This window comes from Gemmatimonas sp. (assembly GCF_027531815.1).
Classification (GTDB): Bacteria; Gemmatimonadota; Gemmatimonadetes; order Gemmatimonadales; family Gemmatimonadaceae; genus Gemmatimonas.
On record NZ_JAPZSK010000009.1, the window covers coordinates 116,597 to 140,778 of the forward strand.

A 24,182-nucleotide genomic window follows, 5' to 3' on the forward strand; every position below is an offset into this window, starting at 1 on the left:
GCAACGGAACGTCGGGCTGGTTCGTTCACCATGCCATATGCCGCCAACCCCGCCTCCCCGCCGTTGGACCATTCCGCTTGGGGCCGTGCTGGTGCACCTCGGCATCGGCTCCGTCTACGCCTGGAGCACGCTCAATCGCCCCATCACCGCGGCCATGCCCTCGCTGCCGTGGTGGGCGAGCCCGCCGTACACCACGTTCACCAGCGCGCTCGTGCTGCTGGGGCTGAGCGCCGCCACCTGGGGTCCGTGGGTCGAGCGCCGCGGCGCCCGAATTGCGGCGCGACTGGCGGCCCTCTGCTTCGCCTCCGGACTTGCCGTGGGCGCCGTCGGGCTGCATCTGCAGCAGCCGCTGCTGCTTTTCCTGGGGCTTGGCATCCTGTGCGGCATGGGCTGCGGCATTGGGTACATCGCCCCCGTGAGTACGCTGGTGAAGTGGTTCCCCGACCGGCGTGGTATGGCCACGGGGTTCGCCATCATGGGCTTTGGCGGCGGGGCCTTCGTGGCCGGGTACGCCAATGCCTTCCTCATCGAGCGCGTCGGCGTGGCCAACACGCTGTTCATACTCGGGGGCGTGTACCTGCTCGTCATGCTCGCGGGGGCCCAGCTGCTGCGCCCCGCTCCCATGCCCGATGCAGCCGGACCGGGCGCAGCCTCGGTGACTGGCGCGTTCGCGGCAGCTACGCACCCGCCCGCTGTCGCGGCGAGCCTGACCCGGCGCGAAGCGCTGCGCACCCCACAGTTCGCGCTGCTCTGGGGCATGCTCTGCATCAACGTGACGGCGGGCATCGGCATTCTCGCGCAGGCGAGCCCCATGATGCAGGACCTCTTCGGCCGCACGCCGGCGCAGGCTGCCGCCGTCGTGGCCATGATCAGCGTCTTCAATGCCGGCGGGCGCCTCTTCTGGAGCACCATCTCCGACCGCATCGGGCGCCGCAACACCTACCTCGTCTTCTTCGGCGCGCAGCTGGGGCTCTTTCTCATCATCCCGCAACTCGCACGTACCGGGTCGTGGTGGCCCTTCCTCGTCTGCCTGCTCACCGTGTTCACCATGTACGGCGGAGGCTTCGCCACCATTCCGGCGTTTCTTGCCGACCTGTTCGGCACCGCGAACGTGGGCGCCATTCACGGCGCCCTGCTCACCGCCTGGAGCGTGGCCGCCGTACTCGGCCCCGTCATCATTACCGAGCTGTCCGAGCGTGCCCGTGCCGCACTCGCCCCCGGCATGTCGCGCGTGGCCATCTACGATCAACCGCTGCAGCTGCTGGCCGTCCTCCTGGGCGTGGGGCTGCTTCTCACGCTGCTGGTCAAGCCGCTGCGAGCCTCGCGTAGCTGACGCGCCGGCCGCAACCATCTCGCTGGTGGCTCGAGAGACGAGCGCGACGCGCCATCACAGAGCGCACCGAGGCGGTGGAGGCCATGGAGAACCGCAACAAAGCACAGCCGCATTCGGCAGTTCTCCCTGGTATTCAGTGCACAGCCCGCTGCCCGATGGGTTCAGTCACCGCAAGGGTACGCCGGCATGCAGGCTGTTCTCCTTACCCTCGACCACCTCGGTGAGCTCGGTGAGGGCGCGGTGACCCCGACCCCGACCCCGACCAAGACCCCGCCCCGCACGTCAGCGACAGCGTCGACGCGGTGCTACATTCGCCGTTCCCTTCCCCGCGAGTGTGTCTATGCGTGCAGGCTCCTGGCTCATCGGTACCCTGCTGTGGCTTGGCGCCGCGTCCGCAGCGACGGCGCAGTCGGGCAATCCTCGCTTCGGTCGCTGGTTGCTCAAGAGTGACGCGCCGGCGCCGACCAGCAACATCATGACCTACGAGCCCCACGGCGCGGGCGGGATGCGCGTCACCATTCAGGCGGTGAACACCAAGGGTGACACCACGCGCTGGTGGTACACCACCGACTTCGACGGACGCGACATGCCGGTGACCGGCAACGCCTCGCAAACGCACGCCGCCGTGCGCGCCCTCTCGCCGCTGGTGAACGAGATCGTGAACAAGAACAACGGGCGCGTCACGCAACGCCTCACCAACGTACTGTCGCCCGATCACAACACGATCGGCGTCATGTACATGCGCGAGGACGCCGAGGGGCGCACGACCGGCGTGACCTTCGCCACCTATCTCCGCATCCCCTGATCGCGAGCACCGCCATGCACACCGTCCGCATTGCTTCGCCTGCTCGTCCTGTGGTGTTCGCGCTGCTCATGGCGTTCGCGGCCTCGAGCCTGCGCCCCACCGCGGTGCAGGCGCAGGAGGCGCCCTATGATCTCGTGCTGCGCGGGGGTACGGTGGTGGACGGCACCGGTGCCTCGCCGCAACGCGCCGATGTGGCCATCCGCGGCGACCGCATCGTGCGGGTGGGCGCGCTCGGACGCACGCCCGCGCGCGCCGTGCTCGATGTGCAAGGGCGCATGGTGGCCCCCGGCTTCATCAACGTGCACAGCCACGCCGACGTGCGCGCCCTCGGCAGTGCCGCGAACCTGCTGACGCAGGGGGTCACCACCGTGCTGCTCAACGCCGACGGTGGCGGGGCGGTGGACCTCGAGACCCAACTCACCAGCATTCAGAACAACACACCGGCGCTCAATGTGGCCATCAGCGTGCCGTTCAACAGCATCTGGAGCACCGTCGTGGGGCTGCGTGACGTGCGCCCGACCGACGCGCAGATCGAACGCATGCAGCGGCTCGTGGTGGCGGGACTCGGCGCCGGCGGCTTCGGCATCTCGGCCGGACTGGATTACAAGCCGGCGTACTTCGCCACGCGCGATGAGGTCGTTCGCGTCGTGTCCGTAGCGCAATCACGTGGCACCTTCTTCACCAACCACGATCGTATCACCCCGGAGAGCGGATTCAGCTCGATCGTGGGGATGCAGGAGACCATGGCCATCGGTTTTGCCACGGGTATGGTTCCCGTGTTCACGCACATGAAGCTGCAGGGGCGTGAACAGGGGCGGGCGGCGCGCATGCTCGACACCATGCGCACGGAAACCCGCGCCGGGCGTTGGGTGGCCGCCGACGTATATCCGTACCTGTCGGGACAAACGATGCTGGCGGCGCTGATCATTCCGGGGTGGGCGCAGGACGGTGGCGTGACCGCCATGCGCGAGCGCTTCCGCGATTCCACGCTGCGCGCCCGCATCATGCGGGAGGCCGACGAAGCCATCGCGGCACGCTTCACCGGTGCGGCCGGCATCCTGTTGAATGACGACGGCACCACGCTGCAGCAGGTCATGGATCGCGAGCGTATTGCCTCCGCCGGTGAAGCCGTGGTGCGCGTGCTCGAGACGCGCATGCCCAGCGCCATCCTGGGGTTCGGCGCCGAAGCCGACCTCGTACGGCTCATCGCCGACCCCGACGTCGCGATTGCCTGCGACTGTGACGCGGCTCTGCCGGCCGGCGTGTCTCACCCCCGCTACTTCGGCACCTTCCCGCGTGTCCTCGGCCGCTACGTGCGCGAACAGCGTGTGCTCAGCTGGACAGCGGCCGTGCGCAAGATGACGTGGCTGCCGGCATCGCTCATGGGGCTGCCGGACCGTGGGCGCGTGGCCGAAGGCATGCACGCCGACCTCGTGGTCTTCGACAGCACCACGGTCGTGGATCACGCGACCTTTGCCAACCCCACGGCGCCCTCGACGGGGATCGTGCACGTGGTCGTGAACGGCGCGCTCGCCGTACGTGATGGCGCCGTCACCGGCACCCGAGCTGGGCGCGCCCTGCGGCGCGCCCCCGACATGGTCAGCCGGCGTCCGCGATAAAGGTTTCGCGCACGATCTCCCACCCCATCGCCCCCAGCGACCACTCGGCCGTGTAGCGCCCCGTCTGCTCGTGGGCGCGCCCCTTCTGGCGCCAGCGTCCTACCCAGTGTCCCACTTCGTGGGCAACACCAGCGGCCAGATCGACCGTGACCTGTTCCGGCGTGCGCACGTAGCCGCCAAAGCCGGGTGCCCGCATTTGCGCATCCCACGCATCGAAATTGGCCGCGCGCCCCTTGAGTACACTGCCCCCCGCCGCGGCCACCTCCACGGACTCGCTCATGAAGCTGGTCACGTAGTGCGCGTCGAGTGACGCGATGGCAGCGTTGGACTGCTTGCGCAGGGCCCGGATGTCGGCGGCGTGATCTCGCATGGGTGCAATATGCCTGCGCCACGGGAGGCATGGCAGCGGAGAGATGACGGCGAAACCCGCACGGTGGCCAAGGGATTCTCCGCTGGCCATGTCGAGGCGTCCATCGGATCATGACGGCATGAGTCCACTGCGTATCGTCGGCGTTCGCGTGTTCACGCTGCTGCTCGCTGTCCCCCACGCCATCATGGCGCAAGCGTCGGGCGGTCCCCAACCACCGACCAGGGCGGCCATTGTCGGCGGTATCGGCTTCACCATCATGCATCTCCCGGCGTTCACGTACACGCGGGGATCGGCACGTGAGCCTGCGGTCGAGCCGGCCCAGGAGGGGGGTGGCCCGTCGCTGGCCGTCGGACTCGAGGTGCTGCGTGGCCGACTCATCGCGGGCGGGCGCTACCAGTTCGTGGTGGAGCCCCTCACCGACAACTGGGCCGCGCACGTGGTCGCCGTGTACGCCGGCGTGGCGCGCCGGCGGCCGCGCTCGCAGCTCAGCGTCGCGATGGGGCCCACGCTGGTTCACCGGGAGCAGGTCACCCGACAGTTTGCCGCGAACGCCTGCTTCTACAGCGGGTGCCTGGATGACACGCGCGCGAACCGGGATGGTGGCACTCTGACCACGCTGGGCCTGGTGGCGACGGGATCCGCCGAGCGTCGCCTTGGGCGCCATGTCGGTATCGGCCTCGAAGGCTTCGCCGCCATTGGCCGGCAGCGCTATGCCGGCCTCCAGGCCCGGCTGTCTCTCGGATCGCGCTGAACGATCGCCGCGTGCGAGTGCCGCGTGCGAGTGCCGCGTGCGAGCGCCGCCGCGGAACGGCCAGCGGCCTCTGCGCCTCCCCTCCTCCGCGTCTCCCAAGCTCAGCCGCCCGTCCCGAACTGCCGCGTGAACTTCACGAACAGGCTGCGCTGCTGCGGGCGTACCCAGTCGAAGAACCCGGTGGCTTCACGTCCATCGTTGAGCACCACGAACAGCCCGGTTCCCGCGGTGTTGAGCCAGCCGAAGCGTACGTTGGCCGACCAGATCCGCTGCTGGTTGTTGTACTGCGTGAGCGTCTGCACGAAGATGCGCGGCGTGAAGAAATAGTTGAGCCGCACCGCCTGCAGCGTGCGCTTGAAGTTCCCCTCTGGCAGCCGCACGTCGTTGTGATCGATGGTGAGCGACCCTGAGAACGTCGCGCCGCGGCGCACGGTGAGCGTGCCGCTACCGCCGTTGCGCGTCCCCGTCCAGAATTGCCCGAAGTCGAAGCGGCCCGTGGCCGTGATGTTCTCGCTGGGGTCGGTGGTGTAGTCGAAGCCGAGCGTACCCCACTGATACTGGCCCGGCTGCAGAACCACGCCCGGCGCAATCTCGAAGGGCACCCGGATCCCCTCCTGCGAGATGTTCCACTCCGGACCGAAGCGCGAGCTGTTGGCGAACTCGATTTCGGTCACGTCGATGTGCCAGTAGCCCGTCTGGCGGAACCCGTCTTCAATGTCGTAGAAGCCGCGATAGCTCACATGCGGATTCCACTGGCGGAACCACCCCCACTCGGGCTTGCGCACGAGGTACATGGCCGTGGCGTCGAAGGTGCGATACCCCGCGGGCCGGCTCATGAAGCCCACCTCGGGGTTGAAGTCCTCGCCGATCTGTGCCACACGCGCGTTGGCGTTGAACACGTTGGTGGCGAACGCCACGCGCCCGCTGTAGGCGAAGTCGTCGCCCGTTCGACCGGGCGTGGTCGTCTTCGCCGCCCAGAGATCGCTCGTCCACTTCTGTCCCACACCAAGACGCCCGTCGATGGCAAAGGTGCGGTTCACATCGCCCGCATCTTCGGTGGAGAGACGCTGCACCGCCATGACACCGAAACGCGACCGCGCCCCCACTTCGCGCACGGCACGCGCCACCGAGAACGACTGACCGGGCGAACCCTGCTCAGGAGAGTCCGTCACCATCTGCAGCAGCCCCACCGTGGTGCTCCCCACGCGCCCCGACAACCGGCCACCACCGAGAATGGGTTGCGGCGTGCCATTGTCGGAAATGCCGATGCGGCGCGTGAAGAAGAGGTCCACGGCCTGCGGCGTACCCGCCGAGAACACACCGGCGTTCTCGAGGAAAAACGGGCGCTTTTCGGGGAAGAAGATGGGGAACCGGGTAAGGTTCACGCGCTGGTCATCCACCTCCACCTGCGCGAAGTCCGTGTTCACGGTGAGGTCGAGCGTGAGTGCGGGCGTGACGCCGTACTTGATTTCGCCGCCGATTTCCGTGGGCGTGGTGGAGGACTTGACCCCGCGGGTCCAGTTCTGCTGGCTCGAGCTGAGCACGTACGGCGTGACCGTCTGGATGCGGCGCACCGGCGGCTGCAGCTGCGCCAGGTTTCCGGCCAGCGAGAGGCGGTACAGGTTGAACTGCCGCGGAATGAACGCCCAGTACAGCTCCTCGTTCTTGCGGCGGATCATGCGCGACACGTTGAGCCCCCACGTCTGCTCCCCATCCGCTGACTGGTAGCGGATGGTGGAGAAGGGGATGCGGAACTCCGCCGTCCACCCCAACGAGTCGATGTTGGTGGCCACCGTCCAGCTGGCGTCCCAGTTCACGTTGAAGCCGCCCATGGCGCCGCCCTGCATGCGGTTCTGCCCGGGCACATTGGCGCCGCCCCCTTCCCCTTCGCGAATCACCTGCCCGTCGTACTCGATGCCGGCCGGCGTGGTCCCGAACACGAACCCGTTCTGGTGGTCGTGATAGGTGTCGAAGATGAACGCCACGTAATCACTGTTGGCCAGCGTGACGTCGCGGATCTTCTCGCCGGGGATGATGAGTGACGGTTCCCGGTCGTAGAGGCGCGCACCGATGTACAGGTTCTTGCCGTCACTCGCAAAGCGCACTTCGGTGCGTTCCGATGCGGGCACCCCTTCGTTGAGCTCACGCTGTACGAACTCGGTGACCGGGGTGCCGCGCTGCCAGAGCCCCTCGGTGAGCTTGCCGTCGATCTCGGGCGCCTCCCCGTCCAGCTTGATGATGTTCACCGTGGGACGCGGCTTGGCGCGCGCCGCGCGGGCAAACGAGTCGGCCACGACGGCATCCAGCTTCATCCCGCCAGCGGGCGGGGTGGGCTGAGCGCCCAGCTGGTGGGGGGCAAGGCACACGGCAAGCGCGAGGCTCGCCGCACGGGCGACGCGGCTGGGAAACGACGGCATGAGGCGCGGAGGGAGGAGGGAGTCGAGGACTCCCAAAATACGCCGCGCTCCGGCCAACCGTTCGGATCTGGTCGGTCCGCGGGTGCTGGTGACTGGACAAGCCGCTCCACAGGCTACCCATTCACGACCATGGCTCTCGACCCGAATTCCCGCCGCCAGTTTCTGGCGTTTCTCGCCGGCAGCCCGCTGCTCGCCGCCGCCGGCCTCGATGCCGATTGGCTGGCCTCACAGAGTCCACACCGGCGGGGCGACACCCTGCTGCACGCGGCCGATGAACTGGCGCGGTATGGCACACACCCCGTCCTGCACCAGGCGCAACCGCCGCTCATCGCGAAAGCCGCCGACGCGCTCAACGTGTTCGACTTCGAACCCGTGGCGAAGCAGAACATCCCGGTCGCGCACTGGGGCTACCTGATGACCGGCACGGACGACGACGCGACCATCGCCGCCAACCGCGCCGGCTTCGACCGCTGGGTGCTCAAGCCGAGGCGACTGATCGACGTGAGCAAGGTGGATACCCACCTGTCCATCTTCGGCTCGCGCTACGCGTCACCCATCGTGGTGAATCCGCTTGGCAGTCAGAAGGGATTCCACAAGGACGGGGAAGTGGCCACCGCGAAAGCGGCCAGGGCGCGCGATCACCTGATGGTGCTCTCCACCGTCGCCACGACGAGTATCGAGGACACCATTGCGGCCCGCGGCGGCCCGGTGTGGTTCCAGCTGTATCACCAGTCGGACTGGTCCATCACCAAGCAGATGGTGAAGCGGGTGGAACGGGCCGGCGCGCCGGCCATCGCGTTCACCGTGGATCTGCTCGGCGGCAGCAATCGGGAAACGATGATCCGCGAGGCGCGCCGCGACACGCGCGACTGCATCAAGTGCCATCTGGGCGGCGCGCCACTTCCCGGCGTGAGCGGGCGTGTGGACGATCGCGATAATCGTCGCAAGCCCAATCTCGTGGGCTACGAGAAGCTGCCGCCGCAGCTCGAGAAGGGCACGCCCACCTGGGAGTTCGTCGATCGCCTCAAGCAATCCACCGGCATGAAGGTGCTGCTCAAGGGCATCGTCACCGAGGAGGACGCGGCACTCGCCATCGAACATGGAGTGGATGGCCTGTTCGTGTCGAACCACGGTGGGCGCGCCGAGAACTCGCGTCGCGCCACCATCGTGTCGCTGCCGGAGGTGCTCAAGGGCACCGGCGGCCGCATCCCGGTGATCTGCGACGGCGGCTTCCGCCGCGGCACCGATGTGTTCAAGGCGCTGGCGCTCGGCGCCACCGCGGCCGGCATCGGTCGCCCGTACATCTGGGGGCTGGGCGCGTTCGGCCAGGAAGGGGTGGAAGCCGTGCTCGCGATCATGCACAAGGAGTTCGAGCTGACGATGAAGCAGAGCGGGGTGACTGCGTTGTCGCAGATCGCACTCCGGCACATCGCACCGGCGTGACAACGCGACGTTACCTGTCCGCCGCCGTCCGCGCCACCGCCTTGCGCGCCGCCCGCTGAGCAAAGAACTCGTTCACGAGCTGTTCACGCTGCGGACTGCCCAGACAGGTGTGAAACGCCTCGGCCTCGACCGCGGCCCCGGCGGCATACGGCTGCTCCACCGCCGCCCGTACGCACCGGATGATCTGCTCCCGCGCCAGCCGATATGCGTCCTCGTCGGGCAGCTGCGCCGCCGCGGTGGCAATCGCCGTCCTCTGCGCGTCGCGATCGCATAGCGCTCCGCCGTCACGCGCGCGCGGCAGCGGCGCACCACTCTCGATGAGCTGCAACGCCACGACCCGCGCGTGGCTCACCGGGTCGTCGTGGAGCACATCCAGCAGCCCCGCCTCCTGCGCGGCCGTCGCGCCGAGTCGCGTGCCCGTCAGCATGAGCGCGAGTGCGCGCGCTGCGCCACAGAGGCGCGGCGCGCGCTGCGTACCGCCCGCCCCCGGCAACAACCCCAGCAGCACCTCGGGAAAGGCCACCTCCACCCCCGGGGCCGCCACGCGGACGTGCGCCGCGAGGGCGACCTCCAAGCCGCCCCCAAGCGCGGCGCCCTGCAGGGCCGCCACGACCGGCTTCTGGCACTGCTCCAGACGGTCGCACACCGCGGTGAGCAGCGGCTCCAAACGAGGACCGCCGAACTCACGGATGTCCGCTCCGCCGATGAACACCGGGCCCGTGCTGCGCAGGATCATGGCCTGCAGTGAAGCCGTGCTGTCGAGCAACTCCGCGGCGTGCATGAGCCCCACGCGCACGGCGTGACTCAACGCATTCACCGGCGGATGGTCGATGGTGACCTCGAGGAGGCCATCGGCCACGGCCCACCGGACGGGCAAGGCAGCTGCTCCCGCGGTCTCCGACATCAGGCCTCCGGCACCACAGCGGTGACCTCGATCTCAACCCGCGCCCGCGGTTCCATGAGCGCGCACACCTGCACTGCCGTCATCGCGATGGTATAGTGCCCGACAAGTTCGCGGAACGCGGCGCCAACCCGTGGCAACGCGGCCTGATATTCGGCGCGATCGACCACGTACCAGGTCATGCGCACGATGTGTTCGGGACCGGCACCGCCAGCGCGGAGCACCGCCACCACATTCCGCAACGCCTGCGTGGCCTGCTCGGCGAAATCGTCGCTGTGAAACCGCTCCTGCGCATCCCAGCCGATCATCCCCGCCACGAAGATCTGTCGGCCGGTGGCGGCCACGCCGTTGGCGTAGCCGCGTGGTCGCGTCCATCCTTCCGGCAGCAAGGCGTCGCTCATACCGATGACTCCTGAAAACGGGTGATGGCGGCACGCAGATCATCGGGGAAGGGCATGGACCGATGCGTATCGAGACTCGTGCACACGATGACCTGCCGAGCCTCCACCCGCACCCCATCGGGGCCGACGATGGCGAACTGCAGCGTCAACGACTTCTCGCCAACGCGTTCCACGCTGAGGTGCACCATGATGTCATCGCCCATACGGCTGATGGCGCGAAAGTCGGTTTCCCAGCGCACCGATGGCAATCCCACACGGCGCGGGCCGAGCAGCTCGGCGTAGGGGATGCCGAGGGCGTCGGTGATCCAGCGCTCCACGTGGTCCTGGAAGAGCAGGAACACCTGGGGAAAGAACATGATGCCCGCGGGGTCACAGGCACTGAACGGCACGCGCACGGGGCGCTCGAACGTCCTGGGCGTCACGGCGCGATCTCCAGCGGCAGCGTATCGCACTCGGGAAGCCTGAAGCGTTGCAGCTTGCCCGTGGCCGTACGCGGCAACTGCGCCACGAACGCCACGGCACGCGGATACTTGTACGGCGCGATGTGCTGCTTGACGTACTCCTGCAGGGTGCGAACCGTATGCGCCGTGCGCGGTATGCCGTCACGGAGCACGACCCACGCCTTCACCACGTTGCCGCGCTCGTCGTCGGGGATCCCGTACACCCCACACTCCGCGACGTCCTGATGCTGCAGCAGACACGCCTCCACTTCGGGACCGGAGATGTTGTATCCCGACGAGATGATGAGGTCGTCGGTTCGGGCGTGATAATGGAAGTAGCCGTCCGCATCACAGGCGTACGCATCACCGGTGTAGTTCCATCCGTCGCGCACATATGTGCGCTGGCGCGGATCATTGAGATACCGGCATCCGGTGGGCCCCTTCACGCGCAGGTGCCCAACCACGCCGGTGGGTACCGGCACCCCGTTGTCATCCACGACTTCGGCTCGATAGCCGGGCACCGGCTTGCCGGTAGCCCCCGGTCGGGCCGCTGCCTCATCGGCACTGATGAAGATGTGCAGGAGCTCCGTGGCACCGATCCCGTCGATCAGCTCAATGCCGGTCGCTTCGCGCCAGAGTGTACGGGTGGCCGCCGGCAACGCTTCACCGGCCGACACGCACTTGCGGAGCGGCAGCGCCCGCAGATCATGCCCCAGGGCAGCCAACGCGCGGTACGAGGTTGGCGCCGTGAACAGTATCGTGGCCCCGAAATCACGCAGGCCCTCGTACAACTGCGCCGGCGCGGCCTTCTCGAGCAGCACGGTACTTGCCCCCACCGACATGGGGAAGAGGACCAGACCACCCAGGCCGAAGGTGAACGCCAGCGGTGGGCTGCCGATGAATACATCGTCGGCCGTGGGTCGCAGCACGTGTGGCGGCCAGCAGCGGCAGATCGCCAGAATGTCACGATGGAAGTGCATGGTGGCCTTGGGCACACCGGTCGTGCCCGAGGTGAAGCCGAGCAGACAGGTATCGTCGCTCGCGGTATCCACGTTCGCGTAGCGGCCAACGTAACGAGCCATTGCCTGCTCGAGCCCGTTCGGCCCAGCCTCGTTGAAGCAGCGTACCGTGTGCAGGGTCGGCTCCATGCGGGCCGCCTCGTGCAACTCGGCGGCCAACGTGGCGTCACACAGGGCATGCGTTGCGCGACTGATGCGCACGATGGTCGCCAACTCGCCAGCGCGCAGCATGGGCATGGTGGTGACCGCAATCGCCCCCACCTTCATGACCGCGAACCAGCACGCCACCAGCATGGGATTGTTCGGCGCCCGCAACAGAACGCGATTGCCGGGAACGACGCCCATGTCCCGAGTGAGCACGTGCGCGATACGGTCGGCACGATCGAGCAGGTCGCGATAGCTCCACTGCACGGTGTACGTGCGCAGACAGCTCCGGTCACCCCACCCGCGTTCGTACACGGCATCGTCGAGCAACGCCGTGGCGCAGTTGAGCTGCGCGGGAAACTGGAGCGACGGCAGTTCGAACAGATATTCCGGCTGCGTCTCGAGCGGCGGCAGCGAGTCGCGAGCGAAGGTATCGACGTGCGCGCTGGGCATGGTGGTCAGGCGGTGGTGGCCGACGACATCGCGGCGTACGACTTGAGTAGCTCACGGGCGATGATGAGCTGCTGCACTTCACTCGCCCCTTCGTAGATGCGCAGGGCGCGTATTTCCCGATACAGTCGTTCGACCGGCATGTCCTGCACGACGCCCATGCCGCCCCACAGCTGCACCGCGGCGTCGATGACGTGCTGTGCCCCCTCGGTGGCAACGTACTTGGCCATGGCCGCTTCGCTGGTCACGGTACGCCCCTGGTCACGCTGCCACGCCGCCCGATAGGTGAGCAGCGCCGCGCTGTCCACGTGCATGGCCATATCGGCAAGCTTCGCCTGCGTGAGCTGGAAATCGGCAAGGACCCCGCCGAACATGCGGCGCGTGGTCACGCGCTCGAGTGCTTCCTGCAGCGCTCGCCGGGCAAAGCCCAGCGCGGCCGCTGCCACCGAGGTGCGAAACACGTCGAGGGTGCGCATGGCCAACTTGAATCCGCTTCCGGCCTCACCCAGACGCTGCGACACCGGCACACGACAGTCGGCGAAGTGGAGCCGAGCCAGCGGGTGCGGCGCAATGACCTCGATGCGCTCCGCGATCGTGAGCCCCGGCGTGTCGGCATCGACGATGAACGCCGAGATGCCACGCGCACCGGCCGCTTCGCCCGTGCGCGCGAACACGACGTAGAAGTCGGCGATGCCCCCGTTGGAGATCCAGGTCTTCTCGCCGTGCAGCACGTACGTATCGCCCTCCAGGGTGGCCCGGCACTGCAGGGCCGCGACGTCGGACCCGGAGTCGGGCTCCGAGAGCGCGAAGGCCGCAATGGCCTCACCGCGCGCGACCCGCGGCAGGTAGCGCTCCCGCTGCCCGGCCGAGCCATCGAGACTGATGGCCCCAGAGCCGAGCCCCTGCATCGCGAAGGCGAAGTCGGCGAGGCCGTTGTACCGGGCCAGCGTTTCACGGAGCAGACAGAGGGCACGGGTATCGATGACGTCGGTGGCCCCACCGTGCGCCATCCCCGCCACCGCGTGGGAAAGCCAGCCGTGCGCACCGAGCAGGCGCACGAGCGTCCGGCAGTCGGCATCGGCGTCGCCGGTATGCACGTGTGCCACGTGGGTGGCGGCCCATTCGTCCAAGCGCGCGGCCAGATCGGCGTGCGCTGGTGCAAAGAACGGCCAGTCGAGATGTTCGCGGTGCGGCACGTTCATCGTCCGGTGAACACGGGTTGCTCCTTCGCGACGAAGGCGTGGTACGCCGCACGGAAGTCCTGCGTGAGCATGCACAGGGCCTGCGCCTGCGCCTCGGCTTCGATGGCCTGCTCGATGGTCATGCCCCACTCCTGATGCAGCATGGTCTTGGTGAGCCCATTCGCGAAGGTGGGGCCGCGTGTGAGCGCCGTGGCGGTGACGATCGCCTCGTTCAGCAGTGCGTCGGGACTCGCCAACCGATTGAAGAATCCCCACCGTTCCCCCTCCTCCCCGGACATGCTGCGCCCGGTGAAGAGCAGCTCGCTCGCGCGCCCCTGCCCGATGATGCGCGGCAGCATGGCACACGCGCCCATGTCGCAGCCAGCCAGCCCCACCCGATTGAAGAGGAAGGCCGTCTTGGCGCGGGCCGTACCGATGCGCAGATCCGACGCCATCGCCATGATGGCACCGGCGCCGGCACATACTCCGTCGACCGCGGCCACGATGGGCTGCGGGCAGGCGCGCATGGCGAGGACGAGATCGCCGGTCATGCGGGTGAAACGCAGCAGATCGGGCGCCTCCATGGCCACGAGCGGCGCGATGATCTCGTGCACGTCACCACCCGAACAGAAGTTGCCACCGGCACCAGTGAGGACCACGGCGTGCACATCATTGGCGGAACGGAGCGCGCGGAACGTCTCGCGCAACTCCGCGTAGCTCTCGAAGGTGAGCGGGTTTTTTCGTTCGGGGCGGTTCAGCGTCACCGTGGCGACACCCGCAGCGACCTCCCAGTGGAAGTGGGTCGGCGCATGCGCCGCCATGGAAACGCGGGTGCCGGCATCGAACCCCGGCGGCAGTGCAGTCATGAGGCGCGCTCCTTGCGCGGAAGAGTCGACGTGGCGCGCGGCGACAGATGGGCGCGCAAACGGCCGAGTTGTTCGTACAGCATGTCGCAGCGTGCGCCATCGAAACCGGCGAACAGTTCCACCAGCCACTCCTCGTGCTCGGCGGCCATGCGCAGGAACTGCGTGCGCCCCTGCGGCGTGAGCGACACGAGTGTCGACCGCCGATCGGAGGGATCCGTGATGCGCTCCACCCAACCGTCACCCACCAGCTGTTCCGTGAGCAACGTGACGTTGCCACCCGTCACCATGAGATTGCGCGAGAGCGCATTGAGACGTAGCCCCTGCGGATGCCGCTCGAGCTGGGCGAGGTAGTCGAAGCGAGGCAGCGTGATGCCGAACCGCTCACGAAGACGCGCGCGAATCTCCTGCTCGATCTGCGTACTGCACGAGAGGAGTCGCAGCCAGAGCCGCACGGCCGAGTGATCGGACGACTGGACCCGCGCCTCCTGGCCCAGCTGCTCCTCGTCCACGACGTGGACGTGGGCGAATCGTTTGCGTGGTACCATGTGCTACATGACCTCGCCGCCACTCACGGAGATCGCCTGACCGGTAATCGATGCGGCGCCGTCCGAGCACAGCCACGACACGGCGGCGGCCACGTCGTGCGGCGTGATGAAACGGCGCTGCGGATTGAGGGCGGCCAGCTGCGCCCGGGCGTCTGCCTCACTGCGGCCGGTCTTCTCCACGATATTGGCCACGCTGCGGGCGAGCATGTCGGTATCGGTATAGCCGGGGCACACCGCGTTCACGGTCACGCCTGCCGATGCCACCTCGAGCGCGAGGGATCGGGTGAATCCCACGACGCCGTGCTTGGCCGCGGTGTACGCCGCGACATAGGCATAGCCGCGCTGTCCGGCGGTGCTGGCGACGTTCACCACGCGCCCCCATCCGGCGTGACGCATGCCATCGATGACAGCGCGGGTACAGAAGAAGGTGCCGCTCAGGTTGACCGCCAGCATGCGTTCCCACAGCTCGTCGGTGGTACGCGACACCGGCGCACTCTCGGCCTGCCCGGCGTTGTTCACGAGCACGTGCACCGGGGGGAGCTCGGCAAACGTCTCCCTCACCGCCTCACTGTCGGCGACATCGCACACCGCCACCCGACAGTCGGCACCGATGCTCCCGGCCAGGTCATGCAACGAAGCCGTGGTGCGTCCGAGCAGCGTAACGGTGTACCCGTCGGCCGACAGCTGCCGCGCAATGGCCGCTCCGATACCCCCGGCCGCGCCCGTGACCACCGCGTGCGGCGTCGCGGGTCTGTTCGTGGACGTGGTCATGCCTGCCCCGGTGGCGAGGCTGGCGTCACGGGGAATCCGCCAGCGGGCGGCGGGGCCTGCTGCGCCTTCTCTCTGGCAAAACCGGCCTCGAGCTGCGCCTTCGCCGAGCGGTACGGCTGGGGCCACGCGATTGCCGTGTAGCCAATGCGGGCCGCTTCGGTGAGCGTCCACGCCGGATTGGCGAGATGCGGCCGCGCCACGGCACACAGGTCTGCGCGTCCGGCCGCAATGATGGAGTTCACATGATCGGCCTCGCTGATGGCACCCACGGCGATCGTGGCGATGCCAGCCTCCTGGCGAATGCGATCGGCGAACGGCGTCTGATACATGCGGCCGTACGTGGGACGTTCGCGCTTGCTCACCTGCCCCGAGGAGCAGTCGATGAGATCGGCGCCTGCGGCCTTGAAGGCGCGCGCGATTTCCACGGCGTCTGCCGGGGTGATGCCACCCTCCACCCAATCGTGTGCCGAAATGCGCACCGACATGGGCAGATGCGCGGGCCACTCGGCGCGTACGGCTGTGAACACTTCCAGCGGGAAGCGCAAACGGTTTTCGAGAGTGCCGCCGTACTCATCGGTGCGCTGGTTGGTGAGCGGCGAGATGAAGCTCGAGAGCAGGTAGCCGTGCGCGCAATGCAGCTCCAGCCAGTCGAAGCCGGCCGTCGCCGCACGACGCGTGGCCGCCACGAACTGGTCGCGCACCACGGCCATTTCCTCGCGGGTGATCGCGCGCGCCTGCTGGCTCACCCCCGGGAGGTACTGCTGCGACGACGCGCTCACGAGCGGCCAATTGGCCTCGGCGCCGTCGTCGGGAAGCGGGAGATCGATCCCGTCCCATGCCCGCCGCGTGGAGCCCTTGGCGCCGCTGTGCCCCAGCTGCATGGCAATACGCGCGTCGGTGTGCTCATGCACCCACTGCACGATGCGCTGCCACGCATGCATCTGCTCGTCGTTCCAGAGCCCCGGACACCCCGGCGTGATGCGCGCCTCGGGACTCGGACAGGTCATTTCAGCGAAGACCATACCCGCCCCGCCCATGGCGCGAGCCCCGAGGTGCACGAGGTGATAGTCGCCGGCAATGCCGTCCACGGCGGAGTACTGCGCCATGGGCGACACGACCACGCGGTTCCTGAGCGTCACCGAGCGCACCCGATACGGCGTGAACATGGGTGGCGTGGGCGCTCCGTCGCCATCCACTCCGCCGGCCGCCGCCAGGGCGCGCGCTGCGAGCCACTGCTCGTACCCCTCGAGCCAGCCCTTGTCGCGCAGACGGAGATTTTCGTGACTGATGCGCTGGCTGCGGGTGAGCATGGAGTACATGAACTGCTCGGGCTCCAGCTGATCGCAGTAGCGGGTTCCGCATACCTCGAACCATTCCATGGCGTTCCACGCGGCGTTCTGGATACGCAGCGTTTCCACCCGGCGCAGCTCCTGGAAGTGCGCCAGCACCTCGGGAATGCGGGCCGGCGTATCGCCGCGCAGCTGGAACTGTCGCACCAGTTCGATGGCATCTTCGAGCGCGAGCTTGGTGCCCGACCCGATGGCGAAGTGCGCCGTGTGCACGGCATCGCCCATGAGCACCACGTGACTGCCATTGGCATTGCGCACCCACCACTGATTGCACACGACCCGCTGGAAGTTGAGCCACGCCGACCCGCGCAGATGGCGCGCATTCGTCATGAGGCGCTCGCCCTCCAGCGATTCGGCGAACAGCTGCTCGCAGAACTTCACCGAGGTGTCCTGATCGGCGGCGTCGAGACCATGCGCACGCCACACCGACTCCGGGCATTCCACGATGAACGTGGTGGTGGTGGCGTCGAACTTGTAGATGTGCGCCTGGAACCACCCGTGTTCGGTGCGCTGGAAATCGAACGTGAACGCCTCGAACAGCTTGTGCGTCCCGAGCCAGATGAAGCGGTTGGGGCGCGTGACGATATCCGGCTGGAACACATCGGCGTACGCGCTGCGGATGCGCGAATTGATACCGTCGGCGGCGATGATGAGGTCGGCATCGGGATACGAGAGATCCGACTCCACCTCGGCCTCGAAATGCAACTCCACGCCAAGCGCCTCGCACCGCGCCTGCAGAATGTTCAGCAGCTTCTTGCGGCCAATGCCCACGAAGCCGTGCCCACCCGAGCGAATCCGGCGGCCCTTGAATCGGAGTTCGATGTCGTCCCAATGGCTGAACGACTGCTCGATCTCGTCACAGGTGGGCGCGTCCCACCGCCGCATGTTCTCCATGGTGGCGTCGGAAAACACCACCCCCCACCCGAAGGTGTCGTACGGCTTGTTGCGCTCCACCACCGTGATGTGGTGGGCGGGGTTCAGCTTCTTCATCAGCAGGGCGAAGTAGAGCCCGGCCGGCCCTCCGCCAATACACACGATGCGCATGCCCTACGGTACGATCATTTACTTGAAACCTCAAGTAATTGACCGCAACCGCGAACGGCCCCGCGGCCGTTCAGCGGGTCATCGCGTCCAGCAACTCCTTCAGCACCTTGGCCGCCACCATGCCGGTCATGCCGGTGGGGTCCCGCAGCGGGTTGTATTCCACGAGGTCGGCCGCCACGACATCGCCGTCCATGGCCTGCAGCATGGTCAGCAACTCCCGCGTGGAGAGCCCGCCGGGCTCCCAATGCGAGACGCCCGGTGCGAAGGCCGGGTCGAGCACATCGAGATCGAGGGAGACGTACACCGGCCCGCTCACCTGCGGACGCACGCCGGCGGCCACCGCCCGCATGTCGATCACCTCCACCCCGAACCGCGCGGCCTGTTCGCGCTGATGCGCCGTGAGCGTGCGGATCCCCACCTGCACGAGTCGCGTTACCAGCCCCTCCTCCATGATGCGGGCGAAGGGACAGGCGTGGGAGAAACGATCGCCGTCGAGCTCGTCGTACAGGTCGGCGTGCGCGTCGAAGTGCAGCAGGGTGAAGGGGCCACCCGCGGCCGCGACCGCGCGCACCACCGGATAGGTGACCGAGTGATCGCCCCCCAACACCAGGGGCCTCCCATCCGCTCTGAGCACGGTCGCGACCCCCGCCTCGATGTCGGCCCGCGCGGTGACCGAGGACGACAACGACAGATCCCCCGCATCGTGCCACCACGTGGTTTCCGCCAGCGACCGGCCACTCTCCGTGGAAAGGTTGCTGGAGGGCGAGTACAGCGCTTCACGAATGCGCGGCGGCGCCTGCGACGGCCCCCGCAGATACGACGAACTCGCGTCGTACGGTGCGCCGAGCAGCGTGGGGATCCCGCTCATCATCCGCGCACCGGCTCAGGTCACCGCGTGACGCACCTGATGCTCGGGCGCGCGCCACGCCTCGGTGCGCAGCACGTCTTCCAGGACATCGACCGCAGCCGCGATGTCGGCGAATCGCAGATAGAGCGGCGTGATGCCGAAGCGCATGATGTCGGGGGCGCGGAAATCGCCAATTACCCCTCGCGCGATGAGGGCCTGCATGATCGCGTAGCCGTCGGGGTGACGGAACGATACGTGGCTGCCCCGCGGTGCTCCACGCCGCGGCCCGACCAGCGTCACCCCATACGACGCACATCGTGCATCGACCAGATCGATGAACAGCTCGCACAACGCGCGCGACTTGGCGGCGACCTGCTGCATATCCACGCTCAGGTGGAGATCCACCCCGCTTTCGAGGGCCGCCACGGCGAGAATGGGTGGGGTGCCACAGAGGAAGCGCGCAATCCCCGGTGCCGGTTCGTATTCGTCCACGAACGCGAACGGGCGCGCATGCCCCATCCACCCGCCAAGGGGCGAACGCAGCGCTGCGTGGTGCCGGTCGGCCACGAAGAGAAACGCCGGCGCGCCAGGCCCGCCGTTGAGGAACTTGTAGCCGCACCCCACGGCCATATCGGCACGGCACGCATTGAGCGCCAACGGCACGGCACCCGCTGAATGGCTCAGGTCCCAGAGCACCAGGGCCCCCTTCGCCTGCGCGGCCGCCGTGATCGCTGCCATGTCGAACATGTCGGCCGTCTTGTAGTGCACGTGCGTGAGCATCACCAGCGCCGTGTCCTCGGTGATGCGCGAGACGATCTCCTCGCGCGGCGCGAGCTCGAGCCGGTGGCCCGTCCCCAGCGTCGCGATGGCCGTTTCCACCATGTACAGATCCGTGGGGAAGTTGCCGGGCTCCGACAGCACGACATGCCGGCCACGCTGCGCGCCCAACGCGGCCACGATGAGCTTGTACAGATTCACCGACGTGGAGTCGGCCACGACCACTTCATGCGCCTCGGCTCCAACCAGGCGCGCGATCTTCGCCCCAACCCGCTGCGGCGCGCCGATCCAGTCGGCGCTGTTCCAGCTGCGGATGAGTCCCGTGCCCCATTCGTCGTGCATCACCTGCGCCACTCGCGCCGGCGTGACCCTGGGGAGCGCACCCAGCGAGTTGCCATCGAGATAGATCACACCGTCGGGCAACATGAACTGCTCGCGATACGAGGCCAACGCATCCGCCGCGTCGCGGGCGGCGATGTCCGTGGATGGCGAAACGGCGCTGAGGGTCATGCGAAGCGAGAGGCTGGCGGTGGACGGAGAGAAATGCGGACGGGCACCAGATCAGACCCGTGCGTCCGTCGTGGAGCGGCGTGCTCCGCCCAGGAATGTGTCGAGAGCGGTGCCGCCGGTGCCGACATTGTCGCGCCCCGATGCCGATGGCGCCACGATATAGTCGTGGGCCAGTCGCATATGCGCGTCACGGAAGGCCGCGATTCGCGCGAGGGCGTCGTTGTACGCCCCCTGCAGGGCAACGCTGCCATCCTTTGCCCGCTCGCGCACACGGGTGTTGCGCTCGGTGTCTTCCACGAACGCCCGATGCGGGGGGGGCATGAAGCCACGCACGGTACGCAGATACGCACCGGCGGGATGATCGGCGTGGTGCACGCCGAGCATGGCGTCGAACAGCTGCAGCAGCGCACTCTGCGCCGCACTGCCGCCGATGAGACGCTGCGGCTCCTCGGAGACGCCCTCATAGACCACACCGGGCTGAGGCCATCCAGTCACGAAGGGGCGGACGCGCAGGTAGTACGTGGACGGGTCACACCACGTGCGCACCTGCTCGAGCGCCGCGTGCACGGCGCCCATGCCCTCGGCGAACGCCTCGAGTGACTCCGCGAGCTCGCGGTCGCTCCCCCCGCGCGAGTAGCGTACCGCGTTGGCCACGACGGGCAACAGCGGAGCGCCAGCCAACTCCACCCCCATGCTCGCGACGAAGAACCAGTCTTCGTCCACCCCGCCGAGGAAACGGATGATGGTCCGCGCGTTGTCCACCGACAGCGGTTGCGTCGGATCCACCAGTCGCCAGTTGGTGAGCGTGGTGGTGGCGTAGTGGGCGATGGGCTGACGTCCCATCTGGGCCGCAAGTGTGCACAGTGGGACCGCCACGGACGCCGGGAGGCGCAGGTCGCGCTCAGCACCACCCCACACGAACGCGTTGGCGAAGTGCGTAAGCAGCAGGAGCGCGCGCTCGCGATCGCCCACGGAGACCAGAGGGGCGACATCGAGCACCGGAAGCGCGCGCAGCACGCCACGCAGGCGCCGAGAGCGAATCAGCGCCGACAGGTCGGGCACCAAGGCGTCCCACCGGGCGAACGCACCCGGCAAGCGCGACGGCAGCGGGACCGGCGGCACGAAGCCCGTGACCGGGTCCACGTGATAGTGGGAGAGCGTCATCCGAAGAATCGTAGGGCGCTCCCGAGTTTCATGTCATTCGGGGTTTCTTCGCCAGCAACCTGCTCCCCGCTCCCCGCTCCCTGCTTTATTTAGGGCATGACCACCATCACCCAAACCGACTTCATTCAGTCCATCGCGGACGCGCTCCAGCACATCTCGTACTATCACCCGCTGGACTACATCCACGCGCTGGCGGACGCGTACGAAAAGGAACAGAGCCCGGCGGCCAGGGACGCCATCGCGCAGATCCTCACCAACTCGCGCATGTGCGCGGAGGGACACCGTCCCATCTGCCAGGACACGGGCAGCGTGGTGGTCTTCCTCAAGGTGGGCATGGACGTACGCTGGAACGCGACCCTGTCCATCCAGGAAATGGTCGACGAAGGGGTCCGCCGCGCGTACCTCCTCCCCGAGAACATCCTGCGGGCGAGCATCGTGGCTGACCCAGCCTTCGGTCGGAAGAACACGCGCGACAATACCCCGGCCGTGGTGCACGTGGAACTCGTCCCCGGCGACCAGGTCGAGGTAAAGCTGGGCGCCAAGGGCGGCGGCTCGGAGAACAAGAGCAAGTTCGCCATGCTCAACCCCAGCGACAGCATCGTGGACTGGGTGCTCAAGACCGTGCCGCTCATGGGTGCCGGCTGGTGCCCCCCGGGCATGCTGGGCATCGGCATTGGCGGCAGCGCCGAGAAGGCCATGCTCATGGCGAAGGAGTCGCTCATGGAGCACATCGACATGGCGCAGCTCAAGCAGCGGGGGCCGCAGAACAAGATCGAGGAGCTGCGCATCGAGCTGCACGACAAGATCAATGCGCTCGGCATCGGGGCGCAGGGACTCGGTGGGCTCAGCACGGTGCTCGACGTGAAGATCTGGGATTATCCCACGCACGCCGCGTCCAAGCCCATCGCCATGATCCCCAACTGCGCCGCCACCCGCCACGCGCACTTCTGGCTGGATGGCAGCGGGGTGGCGCAGCTGCCGGTGCCCAAGCTGAGCGACTGGCCCGACATCACGTGGCGCCCCGATGTGAACGCCAAGCGCGTGGATCTCGACACGCTCACGCCGGAGATCGTCGCCACGTGGAAGGCGGGCGACCGGCTGCTGCTCAACGGCAAGATGCTCACCGGCCGCGACGCGGCACACAAGCGTATTGCCGATCTGTTTGCGAGTGGGGAGGGACTCCCCGACGGCGTCGATTTCACGAATCGCGTGATCTACTACGTGGGCCCGGTGGACCCGGTGCGCGAGGAGGCCGTGGGCCCGGCTGGCCCCACCACGGCCACCCGCATGGACAAGTTCACGGAGATGATGCTGGCCAAGACCGGACTCATTGCCATGGTGGGCAAGGCCGAGCGTGGACCGGCCGGGCTCGAGGCCATCCGCAAGCACAAGGCGGCCTATCTGATGGCGGTGGGTGGTGCGGCCTATCTGGTCTCCAAGGCCATCCGCTCGTCACGCGTCGTGGCGTTCGCCGACCTGGGCATGGAAGCGATCTACGAGTTCGACGTGCAGGATATGCCGGTGACCGTGGCGGTGGACGCCACCGGCGACAACGTGCACGAAACCGGACCGTCGGTGTGGAAGGACAAGATCGCCAAGGGTCTGCCGATTCTGGCGTAACGCCGCAACGTACCCACAACTCGAAACCCGAACCTACAGCCCGGAACCGATCAGTTTCGAGGTGTGAGTTTGTGTTTCGGGTGATGAGTTTTTCTCACTTCATTCTCTCGCATGCGACACTTCACCACCGCGCTCACCGCGCTCGTGTTCGCCGCCGCCCCGCTCGCGGCGCAGCAGCCCTCCCAGTACCCCACCAGCTGGGATCCCAAGTTGCTCGAGCGCCCCGATGTGAAGTCGGCCATGGCCATGCTCGAAAAGAACTTTCCGCAACAGCTCGAGGAGTGGGTGCGCCTCACCGAGATGCCCGGCAAGTCGGGGCAGGAGCAGGCGCGCGGCGCCTACGTGAAGGCGGCGTTCGAAAAGGAAGGACTCAAGCCCACCGTCGACTCCATCGGCAACGTCGTGGCTGTCCGCAAGGGAACGGGGGGCGGCCCGACCATCGTCATCATGGCGCACATGGACGTGGTCTTCCCCAATGACCCCCCCAAGAAGGTCCGACGCAGCGGCGATACGCTCTTTGCGCCCGGCGTGGGTGACAACACCGCCTCCGTGGGCAACATGCTGGCCACGCTGCGCACCATGAATGCCACGAAGTTCACGAGCAAGGGCGACATCGTCTTCATTGGCACCACGCAGGAGGAGCTGGGGCTCAAGGGCGCCGAGTACTGGCTGCGCACCAACCCCCGCCCCGACCTGCTCATCGTGCCTGACGGCGCGTTCGGCAGCGTGGCCTACGGCGCGCTGGGCATCTACTGGACCAAGTACGTGTTCACCGGTCCTGGCGCGCACACGCTCGCGTCGCGCGGCCGGCCGACACCCGTGCGCGCCGTCGCGGCCGCCATTGATCGGCTGTACCAGCTGCAGTTCCCCGCCCTCCCCGATGGCGCCGTGATGAACATCGGGCAGATCCATGGCGGCAACATCTTCAACGCCGTCCCGCAGGAACTCTACTTCACGGTCGACCTGCGCAGCAGCGACCCGGTCCTGCTCGACTCCCTCGATCGCACCATCACGCGTGTCACGCAGGAGGTGGCGAACGAGTACAAGGTCGGGTTGCGTGTCGAGATCGAGCAGAAGAACCAGGCGGGTGGCACCGAGAAGCAACTGGCCGGCGCTCGTGCGCACCCGCTCGTGCAGACCGCCATCGACATCAACCGGGCACTCGGCATCAGTACCGGCATGCCCGGGGCCATGGAAGCGGTGGCCACCGGCGCCACCGACGCCAACCCGGGGGTCGTGCGCAAGATCCCCTCCATTGCCATCGGTGGCTCGAAGGCCAACGGCGCGCATCAGCTCACCGAATACGCACTGGCCTCGACCGCACTCCCCAGCACCAAGCTGCTCTATCTGCTGACCGCCACCTTCGCCGACGGCGTGAAGGTGGTGCCGCCCGCCAAGATCGTTCCCTGAACGCC

General features: G+C 67.7%; 21 protein-coding genes. 7 read left to right on the forward strand and 14 right to left on the reverse strand.

Features of this window, described 5'->3' with window-relative positions:
* The first annotated feature begins 85 nt into the window (after positions 1–85).
* The 3 genes from O9271_RS12295 to O9271_RS12305 all read left to right on the forward strand — a co-directional run bounded on the left by O9271_RS12295 (position 86) and on the right by O9271_RS12305 (position 3,757).
* Complete coding sequence (locus O9271_RS12295) at positions 86–1,333, forward strand: OFA family MFS transporter (protein WP_298270073.1); 1,248 nt, start codon at positions 86–88, stop codon at positions 1,331–1,333.
* Positions 1,334–1,673: 340 nt separating this feature from the next.
* Positions 1,674–2,138, forward strand: a complete 465-nt coding sequence (locus tag O9271_RS12300; protein ID WP_298270076.1) for a hypothetical protein — start codon at positions 1,674–1,676, stop codon at positions 2,136–2,138.
* Between the two features lie 14 nt (positions 2,139–2,152).
* On the forward strand, positions 2,153–3,757 hold the full coding sequence (locus O9271_RS12305) for an amidohydrolase family protein (RefSeq protein WP_298270079.1): 1,605 nt from the start codon (positions 2,153–2,155) through the stop codon (positions 3,755–3,757).
* Here the strand turns inward: O9271_RS12305 and O9271_RS12310 are convergent.
* Positions 3,738–4,127 (reverse strand): DUF4440 domain-containing protein, encoded by a 390-nt coding sequence (locus O9271_RS12310; protein ID WP_298270081.1) that lies wholly within the window; start codon positions 4,125–4,127, stop codon positions 3,738–3,740. The two genes, O9271_RS12305 and O9271_RS12310, sit on opposite strands and share 20 nt — an antisense overlap.
* Positions 4,128–4,245: 118 nt before the next feature.
* Here O9271_RS12310 and O9271_RS12315 point away from each other — a divergent pair, with 118 nt between their 5' ends.
* Entirely contained in the window at positions 4,246–4,878 is a 633-nt protein-coding gene (locus O9271_RS12315; RefSeq protein ID WP_298270083.1) for a hypothetical protein, read from the forward strand.
* 101 nt (positions 4,879–4,979) lie between these two features.
* Here the strand turns inward: O9271_RS12315 and O9271_RS12320 are convergent, their stop codons facing one another.
* Positions 4,980–7,295 carry a DUF5916 domain-containing protein gene (locus tag O9271_RS12320; RefSeq protein ID WP_298270085.1) on the reverse strand — a complete coding sequence of 772 codons (2,316 nt, stop codon included), beginning with the start codon at positions 7,293–7,295 and terminating at the stop codon, positions 4,980–4,982.
* 129 nt (positions 7,296–7,424) lie between these two features.
* Here O9271_RS12320 and O9271_RS12325 point away from each other — a divergent pair, with 129 nt between their 5' ends.
* Complete coding sequence (locus O9271_RS12325; protein WP_298270087.1) at positions 7,425–8,738, forward strand: alpha-hydroxy acid oxidase; 1,314 nt, start codon at positions 7,425–7,427, stop codon at positions 8,736–8,738.
* 10 nt (positions 8,739–8,748) lie between these two features.
* On the opposite strand, the gene O9271_RS12330 is transcribed toward O9271_RS12325, so the two are convergent.
* The 12 genes from O9271_RS12330 to O9271_RS12385 all read right to left on the reverse strand — a co-directional run bounded on the left by O9271_RS12330 (position 8,749) and on the right by O9271_RS12385 (position 21,147).
* Entirely contained in the window at positions 8,749–9,642 is an 894-nt protein-coding gene (locus O9271_RS12330) for an enoyl-CoA hydratase/isomerase family protein (RefSeq protein ID WP_298270090.1), read from the reverse strand.
* On the reverse strand, positions 9,642–10,040 hold the full coding sequence (locus O9271_RS12335; RefSeq protein ID WP_298270092.1) for a RidA family protein: 399 nt from the start codon (positions 10,038–10,040) through the stop codon (positions 9,642–9,644). The genes O9271_RS12330 and O9271_RS12335 overlap by 1 nt, the downstream gene beginning before the upstream one ends.
* Positions 10,037–10,462, reverse strand: coding sequence for a thioesterase family protein (locus tag O9271_RS12340; protein ID WP_298270095.1), 426 nt, complete (start codon positions 10,460–10,462; stop codon positions 10,037–10,039). Before O9271_RS12340 ends, O9271_RS12335 begins: the two co-directional genes overlap by 4 nt.
* On the reverse strand, positions 10,459–12,096 hold the full coding sequence (locus O9271_RS12345; RefSeq protein WP_298270098.1) for an AMP-binding protein: 1,638 nt from the start codon (positions 12,094–12,096) through the stop codon (positions 10,459–10,461). The genes O9271_RS12340 and O9271_RS12345 overlap by 4 nt, the downstream gene beginning before the upstream one ends.
* Before the next feature lie 5 nt (positions 12,097–12,101).
* Positions 12,102–13,295 (reverse strand): acyl-CoA dehydrogenase family protein, encoded by a 1,194-nt coding sequence (locus O9271_RS12350; protein WP_298270101.1) that lies wholly within the window; start codon positions 13,293–13,295, stop codon positions 12,102–12,104.
* On the reverse strand, positions 13,292–14,095 hold the full coding sequence (locus tag O9271_RS12355) for an enoyl-CoA hydratase family protein (protein ID WP_343213907.1): 804 nt from the start codon (positions 14,093–14,095) through the stop codon (positions 13,292–13,294). The genes O9271_RS12350 and O9271_RS12355 overlap by 4 nt, the downstream gene beginning before the upstream one ends.
* Positions 14,096–14,136: 41 nt before the next feature.
* On the reverse strand, positions 14,137–14,685 hold the full coding sequence (locus tag O9271_RS12360; protein ID WP_298270107.1) for a MarR family transcriptional regulator: 549 nt from the start codon (positions 14,683–14,685) through the stop codon (positions 14,137–14,139).
* Positions 14,686–14,688: 3 nt separating this feature from the next.
* On the reverse strand, positions 14,689–15,456 hold the full coding sequence (locus O9271_RS12365; RefSeq protein ID WP_298270110.1) for an SDR family NAD(P)-dependent oxidoreductase: 768 nt from the start codon (positions 15,454–15,456) through the stop codon (positions 14,689–14,691).
* Positions 15,453–17,849 (reverse strand): bifunctional salicylyl-CoA 5-hydroxylase/oxidoreductase, encoded by a 2,397-nt coding sequence (locus tag O9271_RS12370; protein ID WP_298270112.1) that lies wholly within the window; start codon positions 17,847–17,849, stop codon positions 15,453–15,455. Before O9271_RS12370 ends, O9271_RS12365 begins: the two co-directional genes overlap by 4 nt.
* A 70-nt stretch (positions 17,850–17,919) precedes the next feature.
* On the reverse strand, positions 17,920–18,720 hold the full coding sequence (gene speB / locus O9271_RS12375; RefSeq protein WP_298270115.1) for an agmatinase: 801 nt from the start codon (positions 18,718–18,720) through the stop codon (positions 17,920–17,922).
* 12 nt (positions 18,721–18,732) lie between these two features.
* Positions 18,733–19,983 carry a kynureninase gene (gene kynU, locus O9271_RS12380; protein ID WP_298270118.1) on the reverse strand — a complete coding sequence of 417 codons (1,251 nt, stop codon included), beginning with the start codon at positions 19,981–19,983 and terminating at the stop codon, positions 18,733–18,735.
* A gap of 51 nt (positions 19,984–20,034) precedes the next feature.
* The gene (locus O9271_RS12385) at positions 20,035–21,147 is read right to left on the reverse strand and encodes a hypothetical protein (RefSeq protein ID WP_298270121.1); all 1,113 of its coding nucleotides are present in this window, start codon (positions 21,145–21,147) and stop codon (positions 20,035–20,037) included.
* Between the two features lie 96 nt (positions 21,148–21,243).
* Between O9271_RS12385 and O9271_RS12390 the strand changes: the two genes are divergently transcribed.
* Together O9271_RS12390 and O9271_RS12395 are read left to right on the forward strand one after the other, a co-directional pair.
* Complete coding sequence (locus O9271_RS12390; protein WP_298270124.1) at positions 21,244–22,767, forward strand: fumarate hydratase; 1,524 nt, start codon at positions 21,244–21,246, stop codon at positions 22,765–22,767.
* Positions 22,768–22,878: 111 nt separating this feature from the next.
* Complete coding sequence (locus O9271_RS12395) at positions 22,879–24,177, forward strand: M20/M25/M40 family metallo-hydrolase (RefSeq protein WP_298270126.1); 1,299 nt, start codon at positions 22,879–22,881, stop codon at positions 24,175–24,177.
* Positions 24,178–24,182: the final 5 nt, after the last annotated feature.